A 13,290-nucleotide genomic window follows, 5' to 3' on the forward strand; every position below is an offset into this window, starting at 1 on the left:
AGCTCAAAAGCCCGGCTCTGCACTACCGCTCGATCCAACCTACCAAAGCCCCATATAAAAACAACTGCGTTGGTTTGTTTCTTCCGCCCGCCATCCATATCCCTCCCCGGCCTGCCAGCAAATTAAAAAAACAAACCCCGCCAATTATCACACCGGCAGGGTTCGTCCAAAAATAAATATAGTAGAGATTAACTTCCCAGCGCCTGTATCACATCATACTTGGTAACGATGTGATAATTGCCGGCATCATCCTTCCCCAACACAGCACCATTGTCTTTGTTGATCAGGCTGCGCAATTTTTCCAGTGGCGTATTGAAGTCGACCACCGGGAATGGTTGTTCCATCACGCTTTCGATAGTGGCGGTTTTGATATCAGGATTACTGAACACTTTATTGAACAGGCCGCTTTCGCTGATGGCGCCGATGATACCATTGCCATTCATCACGGGGATATGTTCGATATCGTATTTCTTCATCATTTCAACAGCATCTGAAACGGTGCTGGCGGGCTGGATGGTAACGAGTTTTTGTTTTACGCTGCGGCCGTTGACGATATCGCGGAAAGTTTTCACATCGAAGAAACCGCGTTCCATCATCCACTGATCATTGTAGATCTTTGCAACATAACGGCTGCCATGATCATGGAAGATGCAGACCACCACATCATCTTTGGTGAGTTGGCTACCGAGTTGCATGAGGCCCTGGAGACAGCTGCCGGCGCTGTATCCGCAGAAGAGTCCTTCTTCTTTGGCGAGGCGGCGGGCCATCACGGCGCCATCTTTATCGGTCACCTGTTCGAAGTGATCGATCACGCTCATGTCATAGTTTTCGGGAACGAAATCTTCGCCGAACCCTTCGGAGATGTAGGGATGTACTTCGTTCATATCGATCTCACCTGTGTTGAAATATTTGGTGAGGAGTGAACCGAAAACATCGATAGCCCATATTTTGATATTGGGGTTCTTTTCTTTCAGGTACATGGCTGTTCCGGTAACGGTGCCACCGGTGCCGGCTGTGCAAACGAGGTGTGTGATCTTTCCATCGGTCTGTTCCCAGATCTCGGGTCCGGTGGTTTCGTAGTGTGCGAGGCGGTTGGCCAGGTTATCGTATTGATTGCTATGGAAAGAATTGGGGATCTCGGCGGCGAGGCGGCGCGCTACGGAGTAGTAGGAGCGCGGATCGTCGGGTTCTACGTTGGTTGGACATACGATCACTTCAGCGCCAACGGCCTTGAGGATGTCCATTTTTTCTTTCGACTGTTTATCGGTAGTAGTGAAAATACATTTGTATCCTTTCACACAGGCTGCCAGCGCCAGGCCCATTCCGGTATTGCCGCTGGTACACTCGATGATGGTGCCGCCGGGTTTGAGTTTGCCTTCTTTTTCGGCCACTTCCACCATTTTGAGGGCCATACGGTCCTTGATGGAGTTACCGGGATTGAAGTAGTCCACCTTTGCCAGGATGGTCCCGGGCAGCTGCTTGGTGATCTTGTTGAGCCTGATCAATGGCGTATTGCCAATCGTTTCGAGAATATTCTGTTTGATATCCATAATAATGTAGATTCTCGGGCAAAGGTAAGGTTTTGCCACGGGCCGGATGGAGCGCAGCGCTTCAGGATTCATTAAATTTATGGCATGAAATGCCGTAGAGTATATTTTATCAGCGGGCTGGCGGCTGATGAGCGGGTGTTCAAGCATATCCGTTTGCCGGAAGGAGTTGAGATGGTGCATCTTAACTGGATCAAACCTGAAAAGGATGAATCATTGCCCGATTATGCAATGCGGCTTTCCGAAAAGATCGATGTCAGTGAACCTTTTGCATTGGTGGGCTTGTCTTTTGGAGGTATGCTGGCAACGGAGATCGCTAAACGATTCCGTCCTGTTCAGACTGTTCTGATCAGCAGCATTCCGCTGAGTGCGCACCTGCCGAAATATTTTCGCGCGGCGGCTGCCATCCGTTTACACAAAGTGGTCCCGATCGGGTTTGTAAAGATGATGGCAAGAAGCAAACGATTCTTCACCCGGGAAACAGGGGAAGATAAGAAACTGCTCCTGCAGATCATCCAGGAAAGCGACACCAGCTTCATCCGGTGGGCCATGCACGCGATCCTCACCTGGAAAAACGAAGAGCTTCCTGAGCAACTGATGCATATCCACGGTACCCGGGATGAAGTATTACCCGGCCGCCTGACCACGCCTACACATGTGATCCCTAAAGCTGGTCACCTGCTGGTGATGACGGAACCGAAAAAGGTGAATAACTTATTGGCGGAAGTGGTCGGTAACTAAATAAAACAAACTTTTTTCTTTCTTACCAAGCCTTACATTTGCTCCCCCGAATCAAGGGACCCCGGCCGTTCGTTAAATCAACATTTACCATGGAACCTAAGTACAGTCAAAAGATCGCGGAGAAACTGAATCTTACCCTCAAACAGATCAACAACGTTTTCGACCTCAATGCCGAGGGCGCAACCATTCCCTTCATGGCGCGCTACCGTAAGGAAGCCACCAATAATATGGATGAAGTGGCCATCGGAAATGTGGTGGAACAGATCAACTATTTCAATGAGCTTGACAAACGCAAGGATACTGTTATCAAAACCATCGACGGTTTGGGTAAGCTGACGCCGGAACTGAAACAACGTATCGATGATTGCTTTGATGCCACTGAATTGGAAGACCTTTATCTTCCTTATAAACCCAAACGCAAAACCCGTGCTACGCAGGCTATCGAAAAAGGTCTGGAACCACTCGCCAAACTCATCTTTGAACAGGGTAATGAAGACCTCTCTGCAGAAGCTGAGAAGTATCTCAATGAGCAGGTGAAGGATTCCAAAGAGGCTTTGCAGGGTGCGCGCGATATCATTGCGGAATGGGTATCCGAACATGAGCAGGCGCGCAACAAAGTGCGTCAGCTGTTCACAGAAACTGCCAGTTTTTCCTCCAAAGTGCTGACCAGCAAAAAAGAGGAAGAAGAAGCGCAGAAGTACCGCGATTATTTTGAATTCAATGAACCATTGGCGGACAGCCCTTCCCATCGCATCCTGGCCATCCGCCGCGCAGAGAAAGAAGGCTTCCTGGTGATGGATATCAATATCGATCAGCAGACTGCTGTGGATGATCTCAACAGGATCTTCGTGAAAGGTTCAAGCCCGCTGGCCGGCGAAGTGAAGAAAGCAGTGGAAGATTCTTTCGACCGCCTGCTGAAACCATCTATCGAAAACGAATTCCGTCTCATTAGCAAGAACAAAGCCGATGATGAAGCCATACAGGTGTTCACGGAGAACCTCCGTCAGTTGTTACTGGCTTCTCCGCTCGGCAGCAAACGCGTACTGGCGCTGGATCCCGGCTTTCGTACCGGTTGTAAACTGGTTTGTTTGGATGCGCAGGGTAATCTCATGTACAACACTGCCATCTATCCCCATCCACCACAGAATGAGTGGAGCAAAGCATCTGCTGAATTGAAATTCCTGGTAGATAAATATGATATCGAAGCTATCGGTATCGGTAATGGAACTGCTGGTCGTGAAACAGAGCAACTGGTGCGTAGTATCGATTTCGGTAAACCCGTGAGTGTATTCCAGGTGAATGAAAGTGGTGCATCGATCTATTCCGCATCCGAAGTGGCGCGTGAAGAATTCCCTGATCAGGATGTAACTGTTCGTGGAGCTGTGAGCATCGGCAGGAGACTGCTGGACCCGCTGAGCGAACTGGTGAAGATCGATCCGAAATCTATCGGTGTTGGACAATACCAGCACGATGTGAACCAGACCAAGCTGAAAGATGCGCTGGACAGGGTAGTAGAGAGCGCTGTGAACTATGTAGGTGTTGATGTGAACACTGCTTCCAAACACCTGCTGGTATACGTTTCGGGTCTCAGCAATACACTCGCAAAAAATATTGTTGAATACCGTGCAAAGAACGGCGCTTTCAAGAGCCGTGAAGAACTGAAGAAGGTTTCCCTGATGGGACCCAAAACATTCGAGCAATGTGCGGGCTTCCTGCGTATTCCCGGCGCGGAGAATGTGCTGGATAATTCTTCGGTTCACCCTGAGAGTTATTTCGTGGTGGAGCAGATGAGTAAGGATCTCGGCGCAACACCTGAAGAGCTGATCAAGCAGGCCGAACTTCGTAAAAAGATCGATCGAAAAAAATACATTTCTGAAAAGATCGGTGAGTTCACTATCGAGGATATCCTGAAAGAGCTGGAAAAGCCTGGTCGTGATCCCCGTGCGCAGATTGAAGAGTTCCGCTTCGAAGATACCATCAAGGCCATCGAGGACGTGAAGCCCGGTATGGTAGTGCCCGGTATCGTTACGAATATCACCAATTTCGGAGCCTTTGTTGATATCGGCGTGAAGCAGGACGGACTGGTGCATATCTCACAGATGAGCAATACTTATATCAGTGATCCCAATGAAGTGGTGAAGCTGAACCAGAAAGTAACGGTGACCGTAACCGAAGTGGATGTAGCCCGCAAGCGGATCAGCCTGAGCATGAAAGACAGCAGCAAGGGCGGCGGCAGACCATCCGGAGCAGGTGGCGGAGAGCGCAGAAGCAACACCGGTAGTGGTGGAGCGCAAAAAAGCCAACCCAAAAAACCGGAGCCGCTGAATCCTTTCCAGGCCAAGCTGGCAGAACTGAAAAAGAAATTCAACGACTAAGTATAAACGATCTTTTACAATTAATCGGGGACCAGTCGCTCGCGTCCCCGCGAGTGACGGCTATTTGCTCGCATCCGGCGAGCGGCTGGTCGCCGATTTTTGCTTTTTCCTGAGTGTATTGTCCAACATTGCCAGGCAGAGAACTACAGTTACAATAGCCATTCCATACAGAACGGAATTGTTCAGGTATTTGCCGGGATTAAGGTCAGGCAATTGAATAGGGGAAGCCTGACTTCCTGTTGTATTCCAGTCCATCTTCGCAATCATATACGCCAATAAGGCCCCGATGCTGAGTAAAAAGAATGCGCCGATCACACGGATCACCGATTTTTTTATATAGCTGCTGGCAGCCGGTGCGATCTTTTCATGGGCGATTGCATCCATCACATTTTGTGAGAAACGCATGGAAGGCTCCTCCAGTTCCATGTTCTGTTGCATCAGTTGGTGGATATCGAGAAGCTCATGGTATTTGTTGCGCCATGCGCTGTTCTCTTCGATCAGCCTGGCTACAAAGGAGCGTTCCTGCTCATTGCTGAGCCCATCGATATAATCCCACAATCTCGTTTCCATGTTTTCAGGCTTGTTCATATATGCCTTTTATGTTTGATCAATATTGTTATCAGTCTGCGATGTTCTTCACTTCTTCTGCAAAATGTTCTTCCATTTTATTCCTGAGCCTTTGCCTGGCGCGGTGCAGTTTCACTTTCACGGTATTAGGATCGATTCCCATAATGGAGCCGATCTCTTCCAGGCTTTGTTCTCCTTTATAGAAAAGTGTAATGATCTTTGCATCATCCGTGCTGAGTAGCTGGATGGCCTGGTTCACCATATTGGTGCGTGATTTCTGCTCCACCTGGTTGGCGCGGAATCCGGAATCCTGCCTGTCTGCCAGTTCAAATACATGTTCCTGGTCCAGCGAATGCACAGCCAGTTTCTTTTTACGAAGAAAGGAAATGCAGGTGGTTGATGTAATGGTATACAACCATGTGCTGAATTTTGCGTCGCCACGGAAGTCTGCCAGGTTCTTGTAGGCTTTTACGAATACGTCCTGGGCAATCTCTTCCGCGTCCTCACGGTTGGAGGCGTACCGGCCGGCGATGGTGAAAACGAAGTTCTGGTACTTCTTCACCAGTCCGGCAAATAAGGCCTTTTCTCCCTGAAGAACCCTGCTAATGATCTCTGTATCAAGCTGTGCAATATTCATCGCAAGGTATTAGACTACAATAGCTCTTCTCATGTTACAGGTAAGGTACAAATAAATAAAAAAGAAAAAGCTGTAACCCGGTGGAGATGGCAGTAGTCATAGTTCCTGAATGAGCGCCGCCGGAAAAAAACTTTCAAAGCGCTGTAACCCGGGAAAGGAATATGGCGTCAGATCATTCAGGAAACAATCAACTTAAATAATAAAGACAGTTTTATGGAAGCTACATTAGTCCCAGTCGTTTTGTTCCTTTCAATGTTCGGATGTTTGTTTGGCATCGTTTACATGTGGCGAAAGGAGAACCTGGTCATGATTGAAAAGGGGCTGAACCCTAAAGAATACCGTCCTGCACCGTATAAGAACCTGAAATGGGGATTGCTGATGGTTGGAGCAGGTATCGGTCTTTTTCTCTCCTTCCTGATCCAGGTTTCAAAGGTGTTTAATTTAAGTGAGGATGAAACCGGCGCTTATGTTGCCATGTATTTTGCATTGATCGGCATCTTCGGAGGTCTTGGTCTGATCCTCTCTTACAGGATCGAGAAAAAGGAAACTTTGGATAACAGGAACAGCAACTGATCAGCATACAGCAATCGATAAAGTAGACCGTAACATGCAAAAGCCCGGGATGGATATCACCGGGCTTTTGCAGTATTATAAAAATAGCTTACCGGAAATTATGGAAAAATATATCGAAGTCTCCCTCATTCTTTGGAATGTCTCCGCCGGTGCTGGTGCTATAACCTGCACCTACAACCGAATTATTTTTGAGTGTGATTATATTGTTGATCACATCGGTATTGTTTCCTGCTATCTTCCTTGTCCATAATTTTTTTCCGGTACCATCCATGAAACAGAGCAATCCATCCAGTCCGGCTTCAGAATAATGACTTCCTGCGATTGCAATGCTATTGCCTTTGTACCTGGTGAGGCTCAGGAAAGATTCGTTGGCCCCTTCGTTCACTGTGGTAGACCATTGCCTTACACCTTCGCCATTTACTTTCATTACAAAACCATCCCGGTTGTCTGTGATGGTTGCTCCATAGAAATTGCCTGTTCCGGCTCCGCCGGCTATCAGTGCGCCGCCGTCATCTGTTGGGATCATGGCAACGATCACATCATCTCCTGAGCCTCCGATCTTTTTAGACCAGAGTACATTGCTATGGTCATCAATCTTGCAGAGCCAGCCGTCCTGTTCGCCTCCACCTGTAACACCTTCCAGGTCTCCGTCTGTACTTTGCGTAAAGGCCGAGAAAATGAAATTACCGTCTGATGAAGGAATGAGTTTGACCCTTCCGGATTCATAATCGGAACCGCCGTAACATTTTTTCCATTTGGTGTTACCATCTTTATCGAGGCAGGCGATCCAGACATCTCCATCTCCGCCATGTGTACTTGCGAAATCATGATTATTGCCGCCGCCAACACCGCTGACGATAATGGTTTCATCATCAAGTACCAGTACATCGCCTCCGGAATCCTGGTCGGTGCTGCCAAATAAACGCATCCATCCGGGGTTGCCGTCTTTATCTATTTTTTGTACCCAGATATCGGGGCCTCCTTTGTTGCCGGCAAATGCACCGGTATTGCTGGCGGACCTGCCAACAATCACAAAACCTCCGTCTTTTGTAGGAGCGATGCCGGAAAATTCATCATTCCTGTTACCGCCATAGAATTTCTTCCAGACAACCGTACCTGCTTCATTGAATTTGATGGCGAAGGCTTCTGTCATGCCGGGATCGGGATTGCCATTGAACAAGCCTGTTCGGCTGGCTGTGGCGCCTACCATGATATAACCGCCATCAGCTGTGGGAAGTATTTTCCCGATATCATCATAGCTTTCGCCGCCAAACATGGAAGTACCGGCGCTGGTGTAGAAAGCTTCCTGCTTCACAGTAAGGTGGATGATCCTTCCATTGAGTATTACTTTTACCACAGCCTGTAATGCTGTGCCGGTACTGGCTTTGGTGCATTTGAACTGTAGTGTGGCATCGCCCGTTCCGATTTTCTTGTCAACCTCCAGCCAGTCGGCGTCTGCAGGTATCTCAACCGTCCAGCCGCCGGTTGCAGTGATCGGGAATTCCGCCACGAAATCCACCAGGCCGAGGATCGTGAGATCTTTGTTCTCCGGAGTGGGTTCTGCGGTTGAATCATTTTTGCTGCAGGCATTCAATAATAATATTGTACCTGCCATCCATACAAGGAAAATCTTTTTCATGCGCTCTTAATAATAGTTGTTATGAGCGGCAAGTTAGTTTCAAGTAAGAGTGCAAAAATGTTAAGGCATTACCAGATGATGGAATACAAAGATGTAATGTTGAATTATGGGGACGATATAAAAGAGAGGCCCGGCCTTACATTTATTCCGGGTAGGTTGAATCCGTTTCGGTTTTAGAGGGTTCTTCTTTGTTTCTGAATGGATAATAGAACCGTTCTCCATCCATGAATATATTGGTGAGTACGCCATCGAACAGGAGTTCTGCTGCTAGCTGGTTTTTTGGGTCATACTGCATGGCGTATGCGAGATAGCCATTCTTCAATACGGCATAGGCTGTTTTGTATAAGATCCTTTCAGTCCCTTTAACAAATTTCATGCTGGTGATAGCAATTATATTGCTGTTGTCTTGCAACAGTTTGCTTTCTGTTGAACTCAGTTTGTACCCTTTGTTTAGCATTTGCTCTGCTACCAGGTCTTCATAAGGTCTGCGCTTTACTTGTGCAGATAATGTGTCTGCATGAAAGAGGATGGTGATGGAATCCTCTTTGACGGTGAGTTTATATTTTTCTGTATTTGCGTCAATAACAGTTGTGGTGCCGCGTTCAGGGAGGTTGGTCCTGATGAATTTACCGATCATATAAGGAGACCAGGTGATAGTTGTTCTACCAATCAACCGGGTTTGATAACGCCATTCACCTGACTTGAGGTTATCTTCATACTTACCCATATAGGTGCGAATGGAACTATCTCCTGATTGGAGGATTACAGTACTGTTTTTTTCCAATCGGATCTTGTCTGCGCTGATCAGATGTACCAGTAAAGTGTTTTTGGAATCTGTGTACAGATAGTCGTCTGAAGTCAATTCATCCAGCTCTTTCAACTTTTCTTCAATCTCTTTTTTGTCTGGAATTGAGAAGCAGCCAGACAACAGGAATGGGATCCACAGTACGAGTAAATATTTCATAGCAATAAGATAAGTAAGTTATTTGATCAGGAACCTGTTGAAGCCCAGTGCAGCCAATTCTTCAAATGCCGCCCACACATCTTCCGGGATATCCTGGTGTATCTGGAAGCCCTTTTCAGGGTAGAGTTTGATCCGTTGGAGATCGCCTACCATGGAATTGATGAGCAGTTCCATGGGCAGTTCGGGTACGATGTACTGATCGAAGGATAGGTCCGGAGAAGTAACATAGAGTTCTTTTTCCGGCCAGTGTTTTTTGAATGTGGCGAAGCTGCGTCTTTCCATATATGGTTTCTGCACAACGATAAAACTTTTCACTTCGATCCCTTTCTCCTGCAGTAGTTTTTGTGTGAAGAGAATATTCTCTCCGGTATTGGTGCTTTTGTTCTCAATGAGGATAGCGTTTTCCGGGACGCCTTTGCTGATGGCTATTTCAGCAAATCGTTCTGCTTCGGATTGCGTCCAGATGGAAGCGGTGATCTTACCGAGTCCTCCCGAAAAAACGATCAGTGGTGCATATTCCAGGTGGAAGAGTTCTGCAGCCCGCTCCGCCACGCGGGTATCCTGGGTTCCGAGTGCGAGAATGCAGTCCGCTTTGGAAAGCGCTTGTCCCATCCGGTGATAATCCCAGAGCTTACGGGCCAGCAAAACGATTTCCGGGGTGATCATAACCGTTATTGTTTCAGGATCTCCTTTCCTTTCTTCACTTCATTATCGAAATAATTGTTCACTTCATAATATCCCTCCATTCTCCAGATCTGCCTGGCCATCCAGGTCTGGATACGTTTGTTCAGTTCGTCTTTATCCCTTGCGGGGATATTTTGCAGGTTGATATTGTTCTTCGCTGCATAGTCTACCAGGCTGGCATAAGCGCCGTTTTCAGGATTGAACCCTTGTGCCAGCTCCAGCGGGGATTTGAATTGTTTGAAATAATCCCTGTGCTGGATGAAATAAGTGAAGATGAACCTGCTGAAAGCTGGGGTGCTGAGCAGTTGAAAGGTTTCCCTTGACAATGAAGTTGTATCGTAGGGTACGAATACATCGGGTGTGATGCCACCGCCGCCGTACACGATCTTTCCTTTTTTCGTCTTGTATTGTTGTTGACCTTCATGTGTGGTGGCTGTATCACCATGGAGCATTTCCCCGTTCTCGAAGCGGTGGTCCAGCTCTTCGCGATAAGCAGCCCTGCCATTACTGTAGGGTTTTTGGATATTGCGACCAAGCGGAGTATAATAACGTGCAACGGTGAGGCGCAGGGCAGAACCATTGTTCAGCTCGTATTGTTCCTGCACCAGTCCTTTACCGAAAGAGCGGCGGCCTACGATGGTGGCGCGGTCCCAGTCCTGCAATGCACCTGCCAGCACTTCACTGGCGGAAGCGGAGTTCTCATCGATCAAAACCACCAGTTCACCTTTCTCAAAAAGGCCCGGGCGTTTGCAACGGTATTCAGTTTTTTTGGAATGACTTCCCTGCGTATAAACGATGAGTTTATCATCGTCCAGGAATTCATCGGCCATATCGATGGCTTCACCAAGGATGCCGCCGCCGTTATCGCGGAGATCGAGCATGAGTTTTTTCAATCCTTTTTTCTGGAGTTCTTCCATGGCGGCCATGAATTCTTCGTAAGTGGTGCCGGAGAATTTATTCACGTGTATATAACCGGTAGTGCTGTCGAGCATATAGGATGCATCAACGGAGTACAGGGGGATCATGCCACGGGTAACGGTGGTGGCCACCTGCTTTCCATCGCGCAGCAATGTGATATTCACTTTGGAGCCGGAAGGGCCGCGTAGGAGTTTGCGGATCTTGTCGCCATTGATGTCTTTGCCGGTAACTACAGAGTCGTCTACTTTGAGGAAGCGGTCGCCGGTTTTGATGCCTGCCTTATCGCTTGGTCCATCGGCCAGTACATTGCTGGCATAAACGGTATCGCCGAGGATGAAGTATTCCACGCCGATGCCTTCGAAATTACCCTGGAGATCTTCATTCACTGCTGCGAGGCGGTTGGCCGGGATATAGATGGAGTGCGGGTCCAGATGGCCGAGCATCGCCATTACGGCATCATCGCTCAGGGAGTCTGCACTAACTGAATCAACATAGCGCAGGTGGATCAGGTCCATCACTTCCTGGATGGTTGAAGGGCGGGCGGATTCAAAGAGTCCGCGGGAGAAGGGAATATTCTTCCTGAGCCCGGATCCGATCCACATTCCAACGATCAGCACAATCGAAAAGAGCAATGGGAGCCATACCTGTAATTTCTTCATGCAAGGGTCACTTAAATATTAAATTTTCCAAATTTCGGGGCGAAGTTCATAATTAATTCTCAATTCCGCGCTTTACCTTCGTTGAACGGTTGTTAAATGGTAGGAGCGATGGCTCCCGGGCCGAAGATTAAATGAAGTTTTATGGCAATATTGATAGCAGATAGTGGATCTACCAAGGCGGAATGGGCCCTGGCTGGAAAAGGCAAAAAGACGAAAACGGTATTCACACAGGGTATCAGCCCTTATTTTCTGAATACAGACCAGATCGAAGAAGTGGTCAGGAAGGAATTATTGCCCGGTTTCAAAAAAGCGGAACTGGAATCCATTACAGCAATCTACTATTACGGCACCGGTTGCAGCAATCCCGTGAACGCGAAGTCGGTGAAAACAGCTCTGACCCGCGTATTTAAAGGAGTGAAGCCCATTGAAGTGGACCACGACCTGATGGGCATTGCACGCGCATCCTGCCAGAACGAGAAAGGCATCGCCTGCATCCTGGGAACGGGCAGCAATACCTGCTATTACAATGGCAAAAAGATCGTGAAAATAAGCCCGGGCCTGGGTTACGCCCTGGGCGACGAAGGCAGTGGCGCCTATCTCGGCAAGAAAGTGATCCAATATTATCTCTATGGCACTTTCGATGAAGACCTGAAATACCGGTTCGAACAAAAATACAATACCTCCGCCCCGGAGATCCTCGATAACGTGTACAAAAAGCCTTTCCCCAACAGGTACCTGGCTTCCTTTTCCATGTTCCTTTCAGAGAACCGCGACCATTACATGATCGAGAATATCATCGAAGACGGACTCAATGATTTCTTTTTTACCCATCTCTGCAAACTGGGAGAAAGCTGGAAGATGCCGATCCACTTTGTAGGCAGCGTGGGTTTTGCTTTCAAAGACGTGTTGGAGCAACTTTGTCATGCTTACGAATTTGAGCTGGGAAAGGTGCTGAAGACACCGATGGCAGGCCTTATCAAGTACCATATCGGATAATTTTTTAAGAACCGGCCCGTTTTTAGAAAAGAAACCTTCAATCATGTCAGCGGCTTTCAATAAGGTCACGGAGCAATCAGGGCCGTACAGGCACCTGGAAAAAATGAGCATCCGTGATTTGCTCACCAACATCAATTCAGAAGACCAGCAGGTTCCGCTGGTTGTGGCCAAGGCCATTCCCCAGATTGAGCAGCTGGTGACCAGCATAAGTGATAAAATGCTGGCCGGTGGCCGTCTTTTTTATATTGGCGCCGGCACCAGCGGCAGGCTCGGTGTATTGGATGCCAGCGAGATCCCGCCCACATATGGCCTCCCGCAGGGCCTGGTGGTTGGCATCATCGCCGGCGGACAGGAAGCGATCCAGAAACCGATCGAACATGCAGAAGACAGTTGGGAACAGGGATGGCTCGACCTGGAAAAACACCAGGTCAGTGATAAAGATGTAGTGGTGGGCATTGCAGCCAGCGGCACTACACCTTATGTGATCGGTGCGTTGAATGAAGCGCGAAAGCGTGGAATCATCACCGGTTGTATCACCAATAATGCAGGCACGCCACTGGCCGCAGCTGCGGAGTATCCCATTGAAGTAGTGGTAGGTCCCGAATTCGTTACCGGTAGCACCCGCATGAAGAGCGGCACTGCACAGAAACTCGTTCTCAATATGATCTCCACTTCCGTGATGATCCAGATCGGAAGAGTGGAAGACAATAAAATGGTGAACATGCAACTCACCAATGCCAAACTGGTGGACCGTGGCACCAAAATGTTGATGGAACAGGCGGGCATCACTGATTATGAGCAGGCAAAACAATTGCTGCTAAAATATGGCAGTGTAAAGAAAGCCATGGATTCCCTGCAATAAATACTTACGACTGCTGGCAGTCGCTCGCCTCCCGGCGAGTGACCTGTATTCCGTCGCCTCCGGCGACACTCACCGCATTCCATTTTTTTTCACAAAAATATATTTGGAAAGGGCGCCCGCATGACCGT

Annotated in this window: 12 protein-coding genes; 5 read left to right on the plus strand and 7 right to left on the minus strand. The window is 48.2% G+C overall.

The features are described 5' to 3' along the window. Window positions 1-188: 188 nt before the first annotated feature. A complete protein-coding gene (locus D9Y29_RS25750; RefSeq protein WP_127133131.1) occupies window positions 189-1,550 on the minus strand; it encodes a pyridoxal-phosphate dependent enzyme in 1,362 nt (453 codons plus the stop codon). A gap of 84 nt (window positions 1,551-1,634) precedes the next feature. Here D9Y29_RS25750 and D9Y29_RS25755 point away from each other — a divergent pair, with 84 nt between their 5' ends. Together D9Y29_RS25755 and D9Y29_RS25760 are read left to right on the plus strand one after the other, a co-directional pair. Then, window positions 1,635-2,288, plus strand: coding sequence for an alpha/beta fold hydrolase (locus D9Y29_RS25755; protein WP_127133132.1), 654 nt, complete (start codon window positions 1,635-1,637; stop codon window positions 2,286-2,288). Window positions 2,289-2,377: 89 nt separating this feature from the next. Next, the gene (locus D9Y29_RS25760) at window positions 2,378-4,663 is read left to right on the plus strand and encodes a Tex family protein (protein WP_127133133.1); all 2,286 of its coding nucleotides are present in this window, start codon (window positions 2,378-2,380) and stop codon (window positions 4,661-4,663) included. Between the two features lie 60 nt (window positions 4,664-4,723). On the opposite strand, the gene D9Y29_RS25765 is transcribed toward D9Y29_RS25760, so the two are convergent. Together D9Y29_RS25765 and D9Y29_RS25770 are read right to left on the minus strand one after the other, a co-directional pair. Next, complete coding sequence (locus tag D9Y29_RS25765) at window positions 4,724-5,251, minus strand: anti-sigma factor family protein (RefSeq protein ID WP_127133134.1); 528 nt, start codon at window positions 5,249-5,251, stop codon at window positions 4,724-4,726. Window positions 5,252-5,282: 31 nt separating this feature from the next. Further along, on the minus strand, window positions 5,283-5,867 hold the full coding sequence (locus D9Y29_RS25770) for an RNA polymerase sigma factor (RefSeq protein WP_127133135.1): 585 nt from the start codon (window positions 5,865-5,867) through the stop codon (window positions 5,283-5,285). Window positions 5,868-6,080: 213 nt separating this feature from the next. Here D9Y29_RS25770 and D9Y29_RS25775 point away from each other — a divergent pair, with 213 nt between their 5' ends. Further along, window positions 6,081-6,440 carry a DUF6249 domain-containing protein gene (locus D9Y29_RS25775; RefSeq protein ID WP_127133136.1) on the plus strand — a complete coding sequence of 120 codons (360 nt, stop codon included), beginning with the start codon at window positions 6,081-6,083 and terminating at the stop codon, window positions 6,438-6,440. 88 nt (window positions 6,441-6,528) lie between these two features. Here the strand turns inward: D9Y29_RS25775 and D9Y29_RS25780 are convergent, their stop codons facing one another. The 4 genes from D9Y29_RS25780 to D9Y29_RS25795 form a co-directional block, all read right to left on the minus strand. Further along, window positions 6,529-8,079, minus strand: a complete 1,551-nt coding sequence (locus D9Y29_RS25780) for a BACON domain-containing protein (RefSeq protein WP_127133137.1) — start codon at window positions 8,077-8,079, stop codon at window positions 6,529-6,531. Between the two features lie 142 nt (window positions 8,080-8,221). After that, window positions 8,222-9,043, minus strand: a complete 822-nt coding sequence (locus D9Y29_RS25785; RefSeq protein ID WP_127133138.1) for a hypothetical protein — start codon at window positions 9,041-9,043, stop codon at window positions 8,222-8,224. Window positions 9,044-9,061: 18 nt separating this feature from the next. Further along, window positions 9,062-9,709, minus strand: coding sequence for a YdcF family protein (locus D9Y29_RS25790; RefSeq protein WP_127133139.1), 648 nt, complete (start codon window positions 9,707-9,709; stop codon window positions 9,062-9,064). A gap of 5 nt (window positions 9,710-9,714) precedes the next feature. Further along, window positions 9,715-11,304 carry a S41 family peptidase gene (locus tag D9Y29_RS25795; protein ID WP_127133140.1) on the minus strand — a complete coding sequence of 530 codons (1,590 nt, stop codon included), beginning with the start codon at window positions 11,302-11,304 and terminating at the stop codon, window positions 9,715-9,717. Between the two features lie 141 nt (window positions 11,305-11,445). Here D9Y29_RS25795 and D9Y29_RS25800 point away from each other — a divergent pair, with 141 nt between their 5' ends. Further along, complete coding sequence (locus D9Y29_RS25800) at window positions 11,446-12,300, plus strand: N-acetylglucosamine kinase (protein WP_127133141.1); 855 nt, start codon at window positions 11,446-11,448, stop codon at window positions 12,298-12,300. Window positions 12,301-12,343: 43 nt separating this feature from the next. After that, entirely contained in the window at window positions 12,344-13,162 is an 819-nt protein-coding gene (gene murQ / locus D9Y29_RS25805) for an N-acetylmuramic acid 6-phosphate etherase (protein WP_127133142.1), read from the plus strand. Window positions 13,163-13,290: the final 128 nt, after the last annotated feature.

Origin of the sequence: Pseudoflavitalea rhizosphaerae, from assembly GCF_003991355.1 — a bacterium.
Lineage (GTDB): Bacteria > Bacteroidota > Bacteroidia > Chitinophagales > Chitinophagaceae > Pseudobacter > Pseudobacter rhizosphaerae.